Here is an 18,432-nt window from a genome sequence, read left to right on the forward strand (position 1 = left end):
TTTCTAACACTTTCTGGTATAGTTCACTTATCATTTTCGTTATTTAGGTCATATATGGTAAATATGACTTATCTTTTTTTGGAGTCTGTATCTGTATTCCATGCTACATAAGCTTTTCAGCTTGCTTGTCCCCCTGTCAGCACCAAAATACCAATCATCCCGCTCCGCCCAAATAAATGCTAGTAAACTGAGTAATAGATTGGGAATATCGTTCTGTAACTGGTTATCCACGGCTGTTTCGTCAGAACAGGGTAATTCTTCGGCACTGGGAAGAAGGCGATTTTTATTGTAGGAAAGGTTAACCATAGCAATTGTTCTGACTAGGGAAATTACCAAGTATTCGGTTGAAAGTCGGCATCATTAATAATGGCCACCGTATCCCCGGAGGGTTTAATCACAAATAGACCTTTTTTATAAGCGTATCGATCGATCCCCTCGTTGATTTCAATTCCCGCCACCGCACCGTAAGCTTGATAGTTTTGATAATGGGGAAAAGCGATTTTAAAGCGGGTCAATTTTTCGATAAATTCATCCACATCATCTTTAGATAATCTAGATTTACATTCCACCACCACGAGATCGGTATCATCTACCGCTAGAATATCAATTTCCATGGCGATGCCCTGACGCTTGACTCTAGCGCGGGGATAAACTTCCTTAATATCAATGCCTTTTTCCTGAAAAAGCCGTAAAACCGCCGGTTCTACCAATTCTTCCACAAATCGACCCCAGCGAGTGGTGAGACTATCTACCGCTTTGCTGGTTCGTTCTACGGTGCGTTTCAGTTCTGCCATCGAGCGATCGCTTTCTAGTTTAGATTCGGCCAGGAGGTTCTCTATTTCGACTCTATGGCGATCATATTCCGCCTTGGATTCGGCAACCAGGCGATCATATTCCGCCTTGGATTGGGCAGCCCGGCGATCATATTCCTCAGCCCGGCGATCATATTCCTCGGCGGAAGCGCGGAATAGCTGGTAAATATCCTCAAGAGTTACCGGTTCATTCATAGACGTGCCTCTAAAACACCCCTGATCATTTTAGCGATTCCGTCGAGAAGCCGGACGAGAGCCAGAGAGCAAAACGGAAAGAAATATTAAGAATTATTTAAAATACTTGACAAATGCGGGGTTTAGGGTGGTTTTTTTCTGGAATTTACCTAAAATATCGGATGAATGCCCCTGCAAGCGTGGTGTTTGATTGATGCCAATTCTAGCAGATAGCCTCCAGACCCTCTGACCAAGGCAGTCCTAGCCGCGATAACCACAGCACTCAACTTCCGCGAGAATGCTAATATAAAAAAGCTATTGGCTAATTTTTTCTTATTTTAACTCGCAATATGCTCCCGTCTAATCTCGATCGCATCGTCGAACGCCTCAAACGTCGTACCGATCCTAAGCAAAAATACGAACAATTACTAGCTTTTGCTAAAAAACTAGAACCAATACCAGAATCTGCCAAAATACCCGCTAATAAAGTTCATGGCTGTGTATCCCAAGTTTATATCACTGCCGACCTCGAAAATGGCCAGGTTTGGTACAAAGGCGATTCCGACGCGCAATTAGTCAAGGGTTTAGTTGCTTTGTTAATTGAGGGGTTAAATGGACTGACTCCCACGGAAATCCTGCAAGTCACCCCGGATTTTATCGAAGAAACCGGCTTAAAAGTCAGTCTTACTCCTTCCCGCGCCAACGGCTTTTATAATATTTTCCAATTAATGCAGAAAAAAGCTCTCGGTTTTCAGTTGGGAATGTCCGCTTAGATGTCTAGTTTTCTGGTTCCGGTTCCTTTGATTCGGGAATCTCGCAGTTTTGGAAACGAGTATCCACCAGCGAACGGGTACAACCCCAATTACTCGGTATTCCCGACGGCCAACCCATCCGCAAAGCTTCCGGACAGATGGCCATCACCGTTAACTGACAGTCAATTAATTGAAAACCCTCTTTCTCACACTGTTTGAGACTGTGTTTGAGAATAGAATCATTGTTAAATTCGATGGTTTTATTACACTGAATACAGACCAAATGATGATGGTGGTGGGGATAGGGTTGATTGAGTTCGTAGTGTTTATGACCCTCGGCCAATTCTAACTCCCGCAAAATTCCCATCCGCGACATTAGTTTAACACTGCGGTAAATCGTCGATAAACTAATTCCTTCCCCCCGTTTGTCCAGTAATTCCTGCAATTCCTCAGCACTGAGATGATTGCCTTTCGGTAAATTCTGGAAAACGTGCAGAATTTTCTCTCGCTGGGGAGTTAAGCGCCACCCCCGCGCGTTGAGTTCCGCTTTCAGGGAGGAAGCAGTGTAGGCAGACATAAGCGATCGACTCTCAATAAAAGCTATTTAATTGACAATGATAGTCGTTTCGGCGAGCCATTGGCAACAATTTTCAGTAGTTGAAAATTCTCCCCCCATTCAAGTATGAAAAATTACTATGAAATCCTGCAAATTCCCCGTAATGCCAGTAATAATCAGATAAAAGCCGCTTTTCGTCGTCTGGCCCGGCAATATCACCCCGATTATAATCCCAATGATCCAGAGGCAGGGGCAAAATTTCGCGAAACTGAACAAGCTTATCGGGTTTTGAGCGATAAAGACAAAAGAAAAGAGTATGATCGCAGTTTATCCCCAGAAATACCCACTTTTAACCGTAGTGCCGAGGATTTTTATCAACAGGGATGGCACTACGCTCAAGAGAAAAATTATCAACTAGCGATCGCATTTTACCAGCAAGCGATCGCAATTAATCCGCAATTTTGGCAGGCCTATCTGCAACGGGCGGAAGTTTACTACCATAATCAGCAGGATAGGCAAGTTTTAAGCGATTGTCGGCAAGTTTTGCAGTTAAAACCCGATTGTTCCCAAGCTTACTATTACCTCGGTTTATCCCGTCAACGACTCGGTTACACCCAATCCTCCCTAGAAGCTTATGGCAAAGCAATCGCCATTGACCCAGATAACCCCCAATTCTATTATCAAAGAGGATTGGCTCTAGAGGAACTCTCGGAACTGCCGGCAGCACGAAAAGATTTCCAAATAGCGGCCAAGAAATTCAAGCAACAGGGAAATTTTCGCCGCTATCATGCCATTGAAAATAAGTTAAGAGACTCTCAGAAAAGTTATCGACAACGGCAATCAATCAAGTGGTCAAAAACTATTTTTATTGTTTTTAATTTGCTGAAAATATCTTTTTTATCTTTGCTCAAACCCAAGACCGGTCTGGCAGAGGCTTTTTTAAAGTCCAACCGTAATCAGGCTTTAGCTACGGGGGTATTGGCGGCAATCATCAGCAGTGTTTTTATCACTTTGACTTGGCAAAACTGGACAGTTAAATCTGAGTTTTTACTGTTATTAGGCTGGGCAGTATTTCCTTTTATTATTCTGACTTTATCTAGTTGGTTAGGCAGAAAAATAAGTAATAAATATGGTAGTCTCACTGGTGATATATTTTTAGGTGGCCTGATAATTTTGCCCTTTTCCCTCGTCATTTGGCTCACTTCCTATTTATCCATAAATGGCGATATTATCGGCGCAATTATCGGTGTAACCGGCGGTTATCTAACCGGAATGCTCTACTATGGTTATCGCCATTTATCCAACATTCCTTGGCCGATATCTTTACTTTTAGTCCCTTTTGTGCTAGGGTTTCTTACTGTCAACATCTGGGGAGTTTATTATTATCTCTAAATCTTCCGGGGTATTACAGTTAAATAAAATCTCGGAATTATCGATGATTAATTCCTCCACCACGGAGACATTTAACCATTTTTGAAAAGAAGTTCCCCCCTGCTTAATATAAGTCTGCAAAGATGCTAAACAACGACGATGATAAAAAGCACAGAGAGGTTCCCAACGATTGCCGCACCGAGGAACCAAAGCCATGGCATTTTCTGGTACAGTGGCTAATAATCTTGACCATTCTTGCATAATTGAGGAGGTTAATAAAGGTAAATCGCAAGGGAGCAATAAAACCCAATCGGTTGATACAAAAGTTAATGCCAAGGCAAAGGCTAATAAAGGCCCCCTAGTGGGGAGAGGTTCCTTGATTATCCGGCAGTATTGGGGAATGATAAGTTCATAACGTTCTGGCCAAGGCGTGATCACAGACACTTGTACTGCACAATCTTGGGCAATTAAACAAGTATTCTCTAGAAAAGAGACACCCTGAAAAGATAACAAAGCTTTATCTCGTCCCATGCGGGAACTTTGCCCACCAGCCAGAATTAACGCCGTTAAAGCGGGAAAATCACTCATAATCACCAATTATATCGGAAAAAGACGATGATTAATCACGATCTTTTCGGCGATCGCAGATTAGACCAAATCCGTTTTTAATAGTAGGATTAACTCCCAATCTAACTTTAAAAACCCAATTGCAGGATTAAGGATAAACCACAGAGGCACAAAGGACACGGAGAAGAAGACAGAAAGAACAAGAGAGCCTACAAATCTAGGCAACTTGCTCAAACCTATGCTAGTCTCCTGATAATTAATAATGTCTCCGTAAACAAGCAATAGATGAGTTCCCATTTAATCAAAGTTCCCTTTGTCGATTTGACTTGGCAAAATCAGCCCCTACAAGCAAAAATTGCCGAGGCAATCCAAACAGTTATCGACCGGGGAGATTTTGTTTTAGGCCAAGCTTTAGCCGAATTTGAAACCGCCTTCGCCCAAGCTTGCGGAGTCGAGTATGCTGTGGGAGTAGCTTCTGGCACTGCTGCTCTTGCCCTGGCTTTACAAGCTTACGGCATCGGTGCTGGGGATGAAGTGCTAGTCCCCGCTAATACTTTTGTCGCCACCCTCATGGGTGTTATTCAAGCGGGAGCCAAACCGATTTTAGTTGATTGTCACCTCGATACGGCCTTAATTGACCTCGCGGCGGCCGCCCAAAAAATTACCCCCAACACCCGCGCCATTCTCCCAGTACACCTGTACGGACAGATGGTATCACCCCAACAATTACAGGATTTTGCCCGCAGCTATAATCTGATTATCTTTGAAGATGCGGCCCAGGCCCATTTAGCCAGTAGAGAAGGTTATCGCGCCGGCAGCATCGGTGTGGCGGCGGGGTTTAGTTTTTATCCCAGTAAAAATTTAGGCGCTTTTGGCAATGGCGGGATGTTAGTGAGCAATGATCCTGAAATTAGCCAAAAAGCCCGCAGTTTAAGAAATTATGGCGCACCGAGCAAGTATTTTCACACTGATATCGGCACTAACAGCCGTTTAGACAGCATACAAGCCGCCATTTTAAACGTTAAATTACCCCATCTGGAAGGCTGGAATCGCTCCCGTCATCAAGCGGCAAGACAATACGACCGGCTTTTGGCTCCTTTAACCGATAAGGGCATTTTACCCATACGAGACGAAACCGAAACCGGTCATGTCTATCATCTCTACGTTATTCGCATTCTCCCCCATTGTCCCGTTGATCGCCAACAACTGCAAGAAAAATTAACTGCCGTCGGTATTCAAACTGGCATTCATTATCCGATTCCCTGTCATCTGCAACCGGCCTATCGCTACCTGGGTTATCAACAGGGAGACTTTCCTAATGCAGAGATTCTCTGTGAAGAAATTGTCTCTCTCCCCATGTACCCTGGTATCAGCGAGGAGCAAATTGCAATCGTAGTTGAACAGATTACTGCGATCATCGGGTAACATAAATTCAGAATTTGTCACTAAATCGCTCTGTCCTATGGGTATTAGTCCTTCCCTATCGCCCGTCTCCCGCAAAAATCGGCAATCTTGGCTGATTATCGCTTTCTTGGCGGTTATCTATGGTCCAGTGATCTTTCATTGGTACGATGGTTGGCTGAATAAATCGATCAGCACCGAACACGAATACTTTAGCCACGGCTTGATTGGCCTTCCCTACGCCGCCTATATTGTCTGGCAGAATCGCAAAAAATGGCAACGCCTCGAAGATCGCTCCCACCCCCTCGGAGCGTTTTTGTTAACCCTAGGAGCGATTTTTTATCTCCTCGGCTCCTCCCTTTGGGTTAGTATGTCTTTCCCGATTATGTTAGCGGGAATCTGTCTCTGGTTAAAAGGAAAGGAAGGTTTTAAATTACAGGGATTTCCCCTACTTTTAACGGCTTTAGCGACTCCTAATCCTATCCCCTACCTGATTACTCCCTATACCTTACCCCTACAGGTTTTTATTGCCGCTTGCGCTGGTTTTATTCTCCAGCAAGCAGGCCTAGATGTCTCCGTTGACGGCGTTTATGTAGCGGTAGAAGGTCGGATGGTGGAAGTCGCTCCCTACTGTGCCGGGCTGAAAATGTTATTCACCAGTCTCTACGTCACGCTGCTGCTGCTCCATTGGACTGATACTATCGAAAACGGTCGTAAAACCCGCTTTATGCTTCTCAGTGCCTTTGGAATTAGTGTCGGAGCTAACATCGTTCGTAACGCGCTTTTAGCTTGGTTTCACGGCACAGGACAAGAGGAAAACTTTAAATTACTCCACGATGGCTGGGGGGGCGATTTATACTCCGTCTTTATGTTATTACTCATCCTCTTGGTCTTCCAAATCATGCAGTATCGCGAGGTAGTCAGGAAACAGTCCCTAGCTCAAGAGGAAGGTAACAAGGGTGATTAGTCAAAAAATTCCGGCCGAGGTAAGTTTAGTGTTAGATAAAATCAAAAAAAAGCTACCGGGTAATTATTTACTGCTGTTGTGCTTGCTGCTGATTTTGATTTTAGGGGGTATCTTACCCAATTTAATTTCTGGCCAGTGGTCTTGGCTGGAGCAACCGAGAATCGGTAATATTCAGAAAATGCTGGCCCTACAAGAATCGGGAATCAAGTTCTCTGACCTGAAAACCACCGACCGGATCCAAGGTGAAATCGGTGAGGGAAAATGGTCGATACAAGTGGTGGAAAGTCCTGATGGCAAGAGGATAACCGTGCTTTTGAAGCCACAGATTTACTATAAAAATCAACCGGGGTTAGAATGGTCGGATATCGGTTCTATTAGTCGTTGGAATCAGGGGGAAACAACCGAGCTATCAATTCCCACCCAGTCAGGAGGAAAGGCCACTGCGCGATTCTATCGGGCTTGGACACAAAACACCTTTGCCGTGGTGCAGTGGTATGCTTGGCTAGGTGGTGGTCATTACGACCCCTCAGTGTGGTATTGGCTTGACCAATGGGCGCAATTAAAAAGACAGAGAGTACCTTGGATAGCCGTTTCCTTGATGATTCCCTTAGACCCGACAAAAGAACTGCAAACTCTCACCCCCTTTGCTCTCAATCTCGCCACGCAAGTGCAGAGTTACTTAGAACAAAATGTCTTAAGTCAATTAACTTCCGTGCCTCAGAGCAAAAAAGAAAAGTAATTTTTCTGCTGCTAACCATCTCTTTGAACAAACTAGCTCAAGGAACTTTTCTAGCCCTTAATAGCTGCTTTGTTCCTCTCCCACTAGATAACTCCCAGAAAATAAATTATCATCGTTAGAACCCAAAAATTGATAGAACTGTATGATTCCACCAATGCTCAACAAGTTTTTGCCAGTTAGTTTCTTCAGAACTGGGGTTATAGCCTTATCAGGGTTGAGCCTGACAGGGTTCTTATGGGTAATTCACTCCGAGAGCCTCAAGGCCCAGGGTCCTTTGTCCATACCCCAGACTCAACCCGGAACTGGGTTGGAATTTTTACCCCCCGAACCGCCTAATCCCACCTTTCCTGAAAACACGATTCCCCCCGCTGGCTACAGTCCTCCGGTTTACTCTCCCAATAATCCCCAATCCCGACAAATTCAGGCCTATCGACTCGATATCGGCGATCAAATTACTGTCTCGGTTCCCGATTTTCCCGAATTTAATTCCACGGGGCCAGTGGATCCTGATGGGAATTTTCTGGTGCCGATTTTAGGGCGTATTCCGGTACTTGGCTTGACTTTAGACGAAGTGCAAACTAAAATCCGCCTCGAATTGGGGCGAAAATACTTGCGGGAGGAACCAGAAGTCATTGCTGTTTTAACCACTGCCCGTCCCGTCCAGTTGACCATTCTGGGAGAGGTACAGCGACCGGGGTTTTATAGTATTGCTCCTAATACTTCCCTAGCACAGGTAATTTTGGCGGCGGGTGGTGGCACTCCTAGATCAGATCTGCGTTCGATCCTTGTCCGTCGGGTTTTAGTCGATGGTACAGTGTTAGAGGAGAAACTTGACCTTTATACTCCCTTAGTTAAAGGGGAACCCTTGCCAGATCTGCGTCTGCAAGGAGGTGATGCCGTGATTGTTTCCAAGTTAGAAGTCGGCCAAGAGACGGGATATAATCGCACACTGGTGGCTAGAACCACCCTCGCCCAGCAGAATATCACCGTCAGGGTTTTAGCTCCCTCAATTCCTTCAGGAATTTCCCTGAGAAATGTTTCGATTCCTAATGGCAGTACCTTCCTTGATGTAGTGGCTAGTTTACCGGTTTCCGATCGCCTGCGGATTAATGTCAATGAAGTGTCCCTGCTCCGTTTTGATAGTGCCAAAGGGGGAGTTGTCAGTCAAACTTTGAGTCCGATAGCGGCAGTTAGGGGAGATATCTCCCAAAATGTCCCCTTAGAAGATCAGGACGTAATTATCGTCACCCGCACCCTGTTAGGGGAGATTTTCGCCGCTTTTAATATTATTACCCAACCCATCCGGGATATTTCCAGTTTTACCAATACAATTCTCGACATTAGCAATCAATTCGATAACTTCCGATAATTGACGGGCAACTCGCTCGTCTCACTCCTTAACACAACTTCATAAGCTAGGATTTCAAGGCCGAGAATAACTCTTGACCGCTAGAATGTAAAAAATCTGGGAATATATTAAAAAGCTATGGCTGCACCAATTGTTAAACGATTTCTCATCTCGCTAGATCAGAACAAATTTGTCGGAATATTCGTCTTCCTCGTCTGTTTAGGCGGTTCTGCGATCTTTGCTCTTCTCCCCGATCCGGAGAAACCCCCTACCTTTTATCGGGCGGTAGGACAACTAGCCTATCGGGTGCCGCCGCCCGCTTTTACCAGTACGGGAACCCAACTGCAAGAACAAGGGCGGGCTATCGATCGCGATTTACTGCTATCTCCCCGGGTATTGATCAATACAGCCCAAAAATTGCAATTTAATCAAGAACAGATCGTTAAAATTCGCGATCAAGATTTAAAAATTACCTTCCCGGGTGAAGCGGAGGGACAAAACAATAATGCCAATCGGCCTACAACAACCGACCAACCCCAAGAGGTGCTTTTAGAGTTAACAGCCGATTCCCAGACCAAGGCGGAGTTAATTCTCGAAACCTTGATGAAGGAAATGGTGGAATACAGTCGCTGGATTAATACTTCCCAGTTACGCGCCCGCATAGAAGCTCTCAGTGTTCGGCTTAACGAAGTCCAAAAAGATTTAACCAGAGCCGAAGAAAAGTTTTATCGCTACATTAGTACCCAGGGTTCAGATTTATTGGCGATTCAAGATGGGAGTTTATTCACCGCTATCACCAGTAGTCAACAGCAACAGCGAGAAATTCGCCTAGCACTGCAAGGTATTCAAGGACAAATTGATAGTCTGAGTAAACAACTCGATTTAACCCCCGATCAGGCTTACACATCCTCGGCCCTTAGTGCCGACCCGATTATTGCCAGTATCCGAGCGCAGATCTTGGACACAGAAGCCCAATTGGAGCGACTAGAGAAGGATTTACGTCCTGAACATCCCACCGTAGTTAAATTACGTAAACAACAGGAAGTTAACGAGTCTCTCTTACAAAAAAGGGCCGCCGAGGTGATCGGAAAAGATGGTGTCCTGACCGCTATTCCCAGCAATCGCATCCGTCAGCAAAGTAATCTCGATACGGCCCGTCAACAACTAGCGGGTCAATTAGTCACCCTGCAAACTCAGCGCGAGGGTTTACTGAAACAATTAGAATCCTTAGTGACTCAGGAACAGCAATTGCGCTCCCAATACGAGAGATTCCCCGATAAACAGCTACAGCAAGCTCGTTTAACCCAAGCCGTCGCCTTTCAACGGGGTATCTACGAGAATATTCTCAATTCTCTGGTGGATGCTCAGGCCGCAGAAGCGGAAACCGTGGGTAGTCTCACCGTCGCCCAACCGCCAGTTGCTGAACCGATCGAACAGGTGTTTAACCGCAAGAATCGTACCTTGATTCTCTTGGCGGGTGCTGGTTTGGGAACTTTAGCTGGATTGGGTACGATCCTGCTGTTAGCAGTAATCGATGATCGCCTGCACAGTCCGCAAGAATTGCGGGAGGCTTTGATTAGTCGGGATATACTCCTCTTGGGACAATTGCCGATTGTCCGGAATTTAGAGGGTGAGGAAATCGAGCCGATTCTCGTCGATGCTGATGCCAATTATCTCCCCTACTACGAACGTTTACGCAGTACCCTGCGACGCATTGGCAGCAGCGAAACGGTGAAAGTGGTTGTTATCACCAGTATTACTGGTGAAGAAGGTAAAACCGCCACTGCCTACAATCTGGCGATCGCTGCAGCTTTAGCGGGGCGACGGACTCTGTTAGTAGAAGGAGATCTGAGAAGTCTTTCCAAAGCCGAAAAAATCGGAGTCATTCCCGATCCTAATTCTTTCTCAGAACCCCTACTGTACTACGGGGCAAAAAGTAAATCGATCCGTCTGGCCCCAAATATTGAAAACCTTTCCATTTTGCCTAGTCCCGGTCCGCAAAAACAAGCGGCAGCTATCATTGAATCGAGCGAATTACAATTAATTCTCAAAGATTCTCGCGGCCGTTTCGATCTGGTGATTGTCGATACTCCTTCCCTGTCTAGCTGTAATGATGCGCTGCTCTTAGAAGAACTAGCGGACGGAATTATTCTGGTAACGCGCCCGGCCATAACTCGTTCTAGTCTCTTGAGTGAAGCAACTGACCAGTTAATAGAAGCGGAAGTGAAAATTTTAGGGGCGGTGATTAACTACGTCGATATAACAATGACTCTCAAAACCGCCGAACCAGAACTGCCAGCTTTGATAGTTCCCTCAACACAGGGACAAACAGAGGTGGAGGAAGTGAAAGTGGAGGTGTAAACGCGGTTACATTTGACAAAATCTTCTGGCTCGATCGAATTGTGGTTCTTGCCAAGAAAAAGCAAAATGACTGATACTATCTATGGTGGGAAAAGCGATGCGAATCGCTTCCATTTGCACTTCTAAAGAGGGGCGATTGTTATAGGGTTGTCCCCATAAACCCGCTAAAGCTGGGATAACAGGAGTTTGATTTCCCCTGCTTGCCACTACTCTTTTGATCTGATTAACTACACAGGTAGTATCGTTACAATTAGCGTAGGACATGGGATGCCATTCTAGGGAAGCGGGAAAACTATCCCAAGCTTGTAAACGGGAATCAAAACCTTGATTACCCACAAGACGATTACCATCGGGAAAAAACACTGCTCCGGCGGGAATTCCCTGACGTTCCACTAGGGCAGAAAAATAACTAATATAATCAATGACACCTTGGGCAGCATGGGCAACCGCTAGGAACCAAAGTTCTAATTTGAGACGATCAAAACGGCTTTTAACTGATTGTTTCATCTCCTCTTCTAAAGGGATTCTTCCTTGCCAAAGAGGGGCAGTTTCTTGGGGATAAAGGCGATCGGCTTCGACGATATCATCGGGGGAAATTTTCCCGCGAGTCAGATAGCGATCGATTAAAAATTTGCCCTTATTATTCAATCCTCGATTAATTAAAGCTTGTCGGGATGCCGGACTAAAAATCCATAAATCTTTGACATCATCAGCAACGGAATCGACTCCCGTTCCTCTGGGATAGCGAATATAATCAAATAAAACTCCATCGGGACGACGTTGTAAAATGGCTTCTAGGAGAATTAAATAATCCTGTCGCGCTTGATTACTGTAGGGATCGACAAAAGTTTGGGATCGATCATCGACAAAAGAGGTGCTATCCTGTCCTTTACCATTGCGTGCCAACACCTCCTGTCGATCGGGTTTCAAGCTATAAGCATAGCCAAAATTGAGGCTAAATAACCAAGCATAAACCTTTAAACCGCGTTTATGTCCCTGTTCGATCGCCTGTGCTAATAAATCCACATTTCCGGCACTGGAATTTTTAATGACGCTATCCCAAACGGTGGGATTATTGTTAGGAGGTAATAGGACTTGACCATCGGCAAAAACTTCCAGATAAACTGTATTATAACCTTTGGCCACGATGCGATCGAGGATACTTTCTATCGATCCTGGACGGGTATCACAGGAGTAGAGACGTAACCAGATCGCCTGTTCCTGTAACCAATGTCGGGAACGACAAAAGCGCAATTGTTCAGCATATTTCTGTACTAAAATGTTATATTCTTGGGGGGAAGTTTGACGCAGATTTTCTTGTTGTTGGATTTCTGATTCGGACAGTTGACAATTATCATTGACAGCGAGACTAGAGTTAATCCCTAGAGGACTAATCCAGAGAATTGTAGCAAGGAAACAAGATAGCGATCGCAGATAATTAACTTTCTTTAACATAGTTGTTCACAGCGTTTGCTATTTTTTATTGTTTTTATTTTCAGATAAATAGCCATTTTTCAGGAGAAAAGCGCTCAGAGCAGTGGGAAAGTCTGGATATTTGCCGATCACTGTACTTTCGCCATAGATATCTAGTCCCCAATCGGAGTTTTTATCGTAATTAGTGAGAAGAAATTGCCAAACTTCTTCGTATTCTCCTAGGAGAATTTTTTGAGCCACATAACCAGCCAAAATGCCATTAACTTCAGCTTTTTCTTTTTTAGCTAACTGAAAGGCTTTCAGCATTGCTGCTAAAGTTTTTCTTAATTCTTGAGGATATTTTCTAGTGACATCTGCTAATTTACCCTGTTGAAAACTATAAATTCTCGAGGGAGGAAAAGAGGCGGCGTAGGAACTAAAAGCATATAAAAAAGCATTATCAACGGTGACAAATTCATAATTATTATCTCCATCTAAATCTTCAAAGGAACCACCACTACCATCTAAAAACCCCGTTTCTTCTCTAATAAATTTATCTTTTTGCCAAGTATAAATTACCAAAGATGTGCAGCAGTGAGCGCCGCCGCTATAGGTGGAGACAATAATCTCATCGATGCCATTATTATCTAAATCTCTCAATTCGACATAGCCAGAACCAAAGGCACTATACTCGCTATTTTCCTGATAAAGTTGCTCATTATAAAAGATTTTATAAGAAACATTATTAACATCAGAATTGTCATCAACTCTCTCATTTAGGTCGATGGGTTGATAGCTAACTTGCACCTTAATTTTCCCCGATTTAATCACTTGATTTCTTAGGGGTTGACCGGTATCAAAATCCAGTTTAGTCACGGCTAAACTCGCGGCTGCATTGCCCAAAAATTGAGATAATAAGCAGCAAATAAAGCAAGTTTTGCTAATATCCATCGGCTAATTCCCAGAGAGAGATTAATATCAGTGTAAGTAGCTGGTTATAATTAAATTTAAAATGGATTTTAGGTTCGATCCCCCCTAGCCCCCCTTGATAAGGGGGGAAGCCGAAGGCGGGGGGATCCCCCTTATTAAGGGGGGAATCTGAAAGTTTTTAATACCCACCTACTTATCTTACTTATTTTTACCGACAATCAGCCGTTAACTTTTCGAGAAAAACTATCTATTGCAAAGTTTTAACGCTCAAAACTTGGGGGGGGGTGGCATCGGGGGGATAGAGAAAATCGAGATTAATGTCGCGTCTGGCTCCAGGGGGAAGTTCCACCTGTACTAAAGCTTCTCCCTGTTGTCCTTCCCGTTGAACGAGATGGAAAAAACGTTCCTCGGTGCGTCCCAGTTCGTTACGATAGGTAACGCGCACTGCACCCCGGAAAAATACCGGTCCCTGGACGGGTTCAACAAATAACAAGCGATCGAGATAATTGTCTTCTTTAATTGGAGTTTGAATACTCAAAGCCACCACCTGGGTTTTGCTAGTGTTGTTATATAGAGGTAAAGTCAGATAGTAGTGAACACCGTAGTTACCGTGAGCTTTGAAAGCCGTATCGGGATAACGCACTAACATGGGGGCGCTTTGAATTTGTCTGGTTCCGAAAGTAGCTGCTGTCACCGTACTTAAAGGATAGGCAAAAGCTTGACCGGGTTGAGGAATGGTGAGATTAATTCCCCCTTTGGGATCGACAATGCGGGTTGCCCATTCCGAACCGACAGAAATTCCGGCGACGCGACCATAAAAATTTCTTCTTCCGGGGGACCATTGATCGGGGGGAGTGGGGGGAAAATCGCGAGGAGCGGCTAAATCACCTCTAACTAATAGGGTACGCCATTCCTCTAGGGTAGGGGGACGAAAGGTTTCTATTTCCCGATCTTCAATTTTGACTTTTTGGGGAACTTCGTAGAGGGCTAAATTGGCCATATAGACCGGTCCATCGCTGTAGAGACGGAGGAGGGTCGAGCGGGCGCTACTTCTGGGGATAATCAGATCGAAGATCATCCGACTTTGGCCGGGGGGAATGACGATCTGGGTGGGAAATTGGGTATCATGGCGACGACGCATGATATCGCTGGCTAAACGGGAACCGGGACCGGAAAAAACCCGGCCATTGGGATCTTCCACCAGAGAGGGTAAATCGACAAAAGGGGCATCGGCGGAGGTGACGTAACTGACTCCTTGCAGGATGCGGATAACCAGGTTTCTGGAGGTGGGATTAGTAACGATCAGGCCCTGGTGTAAGTCGCGCTCGGGATCGGTTTGACGAGCGATGTGGTGGGTGAAAACGTCAAAACGTCCTTGTAGGGGATGATTGAGATGGGCGACGGGAAAACGTTTTCCTTTGCCGGGGAAAGTGGAGAGGAGAATTCCCTCTTTTTCTACGATTTCGGGACTATTGCTATTAAAAACTAGAACGTCATTCAATTGACCGGGCAACTGACGCACTTGCTGATATTGGGTGACTAATTTCCTCTCTATCTGGGGCAGAACCGAGGCGGACTGAGCTAAAAGAATAGTGGGTAAGAAAGAAAGCATAGAGATTCTATATTTATAGGATCTAATTAAGGGTGAGTCGATGGAGAGATGAAGTTATACAACAATATAGGCGAGTCTGTCCCGGCGATCGATAAAGAATCTTAATATATTTTTAAGGTCTGATCAAGTCCTGTCAGGGGTGATGTGAGCTAGGGCGGTTTTTCGGGTGAGCAAGGGAGAAAAACCCTTGCTATTGCCGATTTTAACCGTTAAGTTGACAATGACCCGTAACTGCTCATCCTAGCTTTAAATTTCGCCGCGAATTTCCTCAACTATGCCATCTCTAAGGACGAGTTCCACATTCATTTTGGCTACTAAGTTATCGCCTTTTTCGACGCGGAAAAAGCTTTCTAGTTGTGCTTGGGCGACTTCTTGATTGAGTTCCAAGAGTTGTACCTGTTGCAGTTGTTGCAGATACTGGTTTTTTTGTTCGAGAAACTCACTTTTCTGTTGATTGACTTGGATTTGAATATTGTCAATCTGTTGGGCAGCCGCGGGGGGTAAGGGGATCAGACTCTGACGCTGAATTTCGGCGATCGCTCTTTGTCCTTGGCTTTCTAATTGTTGAATTTGTGCGTCAATTTGCACCATTTGTGCTTGTAATTGCTGTTGTGCTTCTTCTTTCCAGCGGGGGGTCACGATGACTTTAATTGTCACCGGGCGCTTCAGTAATAAACTGGTTTGTGCGTCATCCATGATTTGCTTATCCTAAAAAGGTTTTTTTGTCAAGGGTTTAGGGAATATTTGCCAGAAATATTTACTTGGCAAACATCTCGTTAATCATATCGCGATAGCGTTGCGTTACTACCGGTCGTTTAATCTTTAAAGTTTGGGTCATCATGCCGTTTTCTAGGGAAAAAGGCTCTAAAATTAACTCAAAGGTTTTAATCTGGTCATCGGTACGATAACCGGGCCGATTTCTCACCTCGCGCTTTAATTCTTGTTGGTAGAGAGCTAAGACTTTTTTGCTGTAGAGATCGCTAGAAAGAATCGTTGAGCGATCGCTGTGAGCATCGGGTAAATTTAAGGATAGTTTCTGTTCTTGGGCCCAATTGGCCAGTATATCAAGATTAGGCACAATCAAAGCCCCCAAAGCTTTTTGATCCTGTCCCACTAGCATGATTTGGGAGATAAAGGGACTGCGTAAACAAGCATCTTCAATCGGTTGCGGTTCGATATTTTCACCATTGCTCAAAACAATTGTATCTTTGGCCCGTCCGGTTAAGACTAAATCCCCGGCAGCGGTTAACCAACCAATATCACCGCTATCAAACCAACCATCGGGAGAAATCGCTTTTTCGGTTGCTTCGGGTTTTTTATAGTACCCCTGCATCACCTGCGGACCGCGAATCAAGACTAAACCGTGTTTTTCTGTCGGTAAGACTTCTTTGCTGTGTAAATCGACAATACAGATTTCTGTCTGAAAGACGGGACGACCGGCAGACCCGCGCAGGTTATGATCGATACGACGGACGGTAGCGACGGGAGAAGTTTCTGTCAGTCCATAACCAACTAAAATCGGGATTCCCGCAATCTCATAGAAAGTATCTAGATGTCTGGCTAAGGAACCACCGCCACTAACCAAGATTTTAACTTTATTTCCCACTGCTTGGCGAATTTTGCCATAAACTAGCTTGTCACCGATGGCATGGAGGGGATAGAGTAAGAGGGATTGAATTCTTGCTTTTAGTCTTTCTCCGGGGGAAGCGTGAAGATGATCTAGACTGAGATTATCAGCGATACGTTTAGCAATAACGTAATTTTCCGACTTTTCTAGCAAAAATCGCACTAATTTCTGTTTTGTGGCCGATTGTTCGCTAAATTGCTTTTGGATACCCTCGTAAAGAGATTCCCAAAGACGGGGAACTCCCACCATTAATTGCGGACTAAATTGCTTTAAATCCTGCTTAAAAGTGCGAATACTGGTATAAATCTGGGTGCAACCTTGAGCTAGACTGAAATACTCACAACTGCGCTCGTAGGAATGCCATGAAGGTAGTATACTTAAAACTCGATCGCCTGGATCCGGTTGAAAGATAGCATTTAAGTTGCGTACCTGATGCAGCAGATTGCCATGACTTAACATCACCCCTTTTGGTTGTCCCGTCGTTCCCGATGTGTAGATGAGGGTAGCCAGATCATTTTCGCTCTTGGTGATGGGTTTAAGGGTGTTCTCAGCCCCGATCGCCATTAGTTGCTTGAAATTTAAGGTCTGCACGGAAATCGCCCCAGTAGCGGGGTCTTCGTCGGTGAGCAGCACGATTAATTTTAGGGGCAATTCAGGGATTTTCGCCAGCAATTTGCCTAAAGTTTTGTTATTTTCGACAATCAGCGTCTGACTGTCACTATCGGCCAGAATATAGGCTAATTCCTCTGCATCTGCTTGAGCAGATCGTACCGCGTTGGCGGCCCCGGCTGCCATGGAACCTTGGTCGGCAATAAACCACCGGGGACTATTATCGGCAAATAAAGCGACATTTTCGGTTTCTGTGACTCCTAATGCTTGTAAAGCGGCGGCAAATTGCTGAATTTGTTGATAAAGTTCCCGATAGGTGATAATTACTTCTGGTTTACTGTGGGGATCGTGCAGGGCGATAATATTGGGGAAACGCTGGGCAACTATTGACCAAACTTCGGGTAAAGATTGAATATTTGAATAGTCAATTAGGGTTGTCATAGCAGTAGTTATAGAGAGTTACAAGGGTAATAGCATATAGATTAACCATTCTAGGCTCTTTTTGCTGGTTCTCCTAGACACTATTTCAACAGGTATCTAGTCCTGCAAAGTTAATTTCCTAGTTGAGACTGGGAGAGAGGAGACTTTTCGGTTATCGGTGAAAGGTGAACGGTAATCAGGGAATGTACTGTTACTTAATACTGCTTACTGATTACGGAAAAGGCTAACGGCTTAGATGTATAATTAATTTTGCTTAGGTACTTAATTAGTTGTAACTAGCAGAAAAAACGATGATTGCTTTATCTAACTATAATAATCTCACTCCAGAAGAATATCTTCAGTTTGAAGAAACCAGTCCCATTAAACATGAATATATCGATGGACAAGTTTACGCCATGGCAGGGACGACGGATACTCATAATATTGTTTCGGGGAATATATACACAATTATTCGTAATCATTTGCGGGGTTCCGATTGTCGGGTTTATTTTGCCGATGTAAAAGTCAGATTAGAGAAACGCAATCACTTTTATTATCCTGATATTCTTGTCACCTGCGATGACAGAGATAGGGAAACTGCTACCTACAAAAGTTTTCCTAAATTGATTGTTGAAGTTCTCTCCGATTCTACAGAAGCTTTTGACAGGGGGGATAAATTTAATGATTATCAAACTCTAGAAAGTTTAGAGGAATATGTCTTAGTGAATAGTAAACACCAACGAGTGGAAACTTTTCGACGGGGTGAACAGGGT

16 protein-coding genes and 1 pseudogene are annotated in these 18,432 nt (G+C 44.5%); 8 read left to right on the top strand and 9 right to left on the bottom strand.

Features of this window, described 5'->3' with window-relative positions; translation table 11 throughout:
- Window positions 1-135: 135 nt before the first annotated feature.
- Window positions 136-306, bottom strand: a pseudogene (locus ACOCD9_RS19110) (Uma2 family endonuclease); the annotation flags it as partial.
- A 23-nt stretch (window positions 307-329) separates the two neighbouring features.
- On the bottom strand, window positions 330-1,007 hold the full coding sequence (locus ACOCD9_RS19115) for a DUF3782 domain-containing protein (protein WP_287704080.1): 678 nt from the start codon (window positions 1,005-1,007) through the stop codon (window positions 330-332).
- 329 nt (window positions 1,008-1,336) lie between these two features.
- Here ACOCD9_RS19115 and ACOCD9_RS19120 point away from each other — a divergent pair, with 329 nt between their 5' ends.
- On the top strand, window positions 1,337-1,759 hold the full coding sequence (locus ACOCD9_RS19120) for a SufE family protein (protein ID WP_046663438.1): 423 nt from the start codon (window positions 1,337-1,339) through the stop codon (window positions 1,757-1,759).
- Between the two features lie 4 nt (window positions 1,760-1,763).
- On the opposite strand, the gene ACOCD9_RS19125 is transcribed toward ACOCD9_RS19120, so the two are convergent.
- Entirely contained in the window at window positions 1,764-2,315 is a 552-nt protein-coding gene (locus tag ACOCD9_RS19125) for a transcriptional repressor (protein ID WP_002737956.1), read from the bottom strand.
- Window positions 2,316-2,420: 105 nt separating this feature from the next.
- Between ACOCD9_RS19125 and ACOCD9_RS19130 the strand changes: the two genes are divergently transcribed.
- Window positions 2,421-3,686 (top strand): DnaJ domain-containing protein, encoded by a 1,266-nt coding sequence (locus ACOCD9_RS19130; protein ID WP_419548193.1) that lies wholly within the window; start codon window positions 2,421-2,423, stop codon window positions 3,684-3,686.
- On the opposite strand, the gene ACOCD9_RS19135 is transcribed toward ACOCD9_RS19130, so the two are convergent.
- The gene (locus tag ACOCD9_RS19135) at window positions 3,639-4,253 is read right to left on the bottom strand and encodes a molybdenum cofactor guanylyltransferase (RefSeq protein WP_419548194.1); all 615 of its coding nucleotides are present in this window, start codon (window positions 4,251-4,253) and stop codon (window positions 3,639-3,641) included. The genes ACOCD9_RS19130 and ACOCD9_RS19135 overlap by 48 nt on opposite strands.
- A 264-nt stretch (window positions 4,254-4,517) precedes the next feature.
- On the opposite strand from ACOCD9_RS19135, the gene ACOCD9_RS19140 reads away from it, so the two are divergent.
- The 5 genes from ACOCD9_RS19140 to ACOCD9_RS19160 all read left to right on the top strand — a co-directional run bounded on the left by ACOCD9_RS19140 (window position 4,518) and on the right by ACOCD9_RS19160 (window position 11,048).
- The gene (locus ACOCD9_RS19140; protein WP_419548195.1) at window positions 4,518-5,657 is read left to right on the top strand and encodes a DegT/DnrJ/EryC1/StrS family aminotransferase; all 1,140 of its coding nucleotides are present in this window, start codon (window positions 4,518-4,520) and stop codon (window positions 5,655-5,657) included.
- A 37-nt stretch (window positions 5,658-5,694) separates the two neighbouring features.
- A complete protein-coding gene (crtB, locus tag ACOCD9_RS19145) occupies window positions 5,695-6,600 on the top strand; it encodes a cyanoexosortase B (RefSeq protein WP_419548196.1) in 906 nt (301 codons plus the stop codon).
- Window positions 6,593-7,339: a cyanoexosortase B system-associated protein gene (locus ACOCD9_RS19150; protein ID WP_287704088.1), complete on the top strand. Its 747-nt coding sequence runs from the start codon at window positions 6,593-6,595 to the stop codon at window positions 7,337-7,339. The genes crtB and ACOCD9_RS19150 overlap by 8 nt, the downstream gene beginning before the upstream one ends.
- A 154-nt stretch (window positions 7,340-7,493) precedes the next feature.
- The gene (locus ACOCD9_RS19155) at window positions 7,494-8,708 is read left to right on the top strand and encodes a polysaccharide biosynthesis/export family protein (RefSeq protein ID WP_419548197.1); all 1,215 of its coding nucleotides are present in this window, start codon (window positions 7,494-7,496) and stop codon (window positions 8,706-8,708) included.
- A gap of 117 nt (window positions 8,709-8,825) precedes the next feature.
- Window positions 8,826-11,048, top strand: coding sequence for a GumC family protein (locus ACOCD9_RS19160; protein WP_287704090.1), 2,223 nt, complete (start codon window positions 8,826-8,828; stop codon window positions 11,046-11,048).
- 6 nt (window positions 11,049-11,054) lie between these two features.
- On the opposite strand, the gene ACOCD9_RS19165 is transcribed toward ACOCD9_RS19160, so the two are convergent.
- The 5 genes from ACOCD9_RS19165 to ACOCD9_RS19185 form a co-directional block, all read right to left on the bottom strand.
- A complete protein-coding gene (locus tag ACOCD9_RS19165; RefSeq protein WP_419548198.1) occupies window positions 11,055-12,503 on the bottom strand; it encodes a family 10 glycosylhydrolase in 1,449 nt (482 codons plus the stop codon).
- An 18-nt stretch (window positions 12,504-12,521) separates the two neighbouring features.
- Window positions 12,522-13,412 carry a hypothetical protein gene (locus ACOCD9_RS19170; RefSeq protein WP_419548199.1) on the bottom strand — a complete coding sequence of 297 codons (891 nt, stop codon included), beginning with the start codon at window positions 13,410-13,412 and terminating at the stop codon, window positions 12,522-12,524.
- 226 nt (window positions 13,413-13,638) lie between these two features.
- Window positions 13,639-15,003, bottom strand: coding sequence for a DUF3370 domain-containing protein (locus ACOCD9_RS19175; RefSeq protein WP_419548200.1), 1,365 nt, complete (start codon window positions 15,001-15,003; stop codon window positions 13,639-13,641).
- 246 nt (window positions 15,004-15,249) lie between these two features.
- Window positions 15,250-15,699, bottom strand: coding sequence for a YlqD family protein (locus ACOCD9_RS19180; RefSeq protein WP_002782037.1), 450 nt, complete (start codon window positions 15,697-15,699; stop codon window positions 15,250-15,252).
- Between the two features lie 61 nt (window positions 15,700-15,760).
- Window positions 15,761-17,680 (bottom strand): long-chain fatty acid--CoA ligase, encoded by a 1,920-nt coding sequence (locus ACOCD9_RS19185; RefSeq protein WP_287704097.1) that lies wholly within the window; start codon window positions 17,678-17,680, stop codon window positions 15,761-15,763.
- Between the two features lie 290 nt (window positions 17,681-17,970).
- On the opposite strand from ACOCD9_RS19185, the gene ACOCD9_RS19190 reads away from it, so the two are divergent.
- The coding region (locus ACOCD9_RS19190; protein WP_419548201.1) for a Uma2 family endonuclease at window positions 17,971-18,432 on the top strand (462 nt) is incomplete at its 3' end.

The organism is Microcystis sp., assembly GCF_048564745.1.
GTDB classification, from domain to species: domain Bacteria; phylum Cyanobacteriota; class Cyanobacteriia; order Cyanobacteriales; family Microcystaceae; genus Microcystis; species Microcystis ichthyoblabe_A.

Excerpts from the sequence above, each read along its gene's own strand:
- ACOCD9_RS19125 (WP_002737956.1), bottom strand. The coding sequence starts at position 2,315 with ATGTCTGCCTACACTGCTTCCTCCCTGAAAGCGGAACTCAACGCGCGG.
- ACOCD9_RS19185 (WP_287704097.1), bottom strand. The coding sequence starts at position 17,680 with ATGACAACCCTAATTGACTATTCAAATATTCAATCTTTACCCGAAGTT.
- crtB (WP_419548196.1), top strand. The coding sequence starts at position 5,695 with ATGGGTATTAGTCCTTCCCTATCGCCCGTCTCCCGCAAAAATCGGCAA.
- ACOCD9_RS19140 (WP_419548195.1), top strand. The coding sequence starts at position 4,518 with ATGAGTTCCCATTTAATCAAAGTTCCCTTTGTCGATTTGACTTGGCAA.
- ACOCD9_RS19115 (WP_287704080.1), bottom strand. The coding sequence starts at position 1,007 with ATGAATGAACCGGTAACTCTTGAGGATATTTACCAGCTATTCCGCGCT.
- ACOCD9_RS19130 (WP_419548193.1), top strand. The coding sequence starts at position 2,421 with ATGAAAAATTACTATGAAATCCTGCAAATTCCCCGTAATGCCAGTAAT.
- ACOCD9_RS19170 (WP_419548199.1), bottom strand. The coding sequence starts at position 13,412 with ATGGATATTAGCAAAACTTGCTTTATTTGCTGCTTATTATCTCAATTT.
- ACOCD9_RS19160 (WP_287704090.1), top strand. The coding sequence starts at position 8,826 with ATGGCTGCACCAATTGTTAAACGATTTCTCATCTCGCTAGATCAGAAC.
- ACOCD9_RS19175 (WP_419548200.1), bottom strand. The coding sequence starts at position 15,003 with ATGCTTTCTTTCTTACCCACTATTCTTTTAGCTCAGTCCGCCTCGGTT.
- ACOCD9_RS19120 (WP_046663438.1), top strand. The coding sequence starts at position 1,337 with ATGCTCCCGTCTAATCTCGATCGCATCGTCGAACGCCTCAAACGTCGT.
- ACOCD9_RS19165 (WP_419548198.1), bottom strand. The coding sequence starts at position 12,503 with ATGTTAAAGAAAGTTAATTATCTGCGATCGCTATCTTGTTTCCTTGCT.
- ACOCD9_RS19155 (WP_419548197.1), top strand. The coding sequence starts at position 7,494 with ATGCTCAACAAGTTTTTGCCAGTTAGTTTCTTCAGAACTGGGGTTATA.
- ACOCD9_RS19135 (WP_419548194.1), bottom strand. The coding sequence starts at position 4,253 with ATGAGTGATTTTCCCGCTTTAACGGCGTTAATTCTGGCTGGTGGGCAA.
- ACOCD9_RS19180 (WP_002782037.1), bottom strand. The coding sequence starts at position 15,699 with ATGGATGACGCACAAACCAGTTTATTACTGAAGCGCCCGGTGACAATT.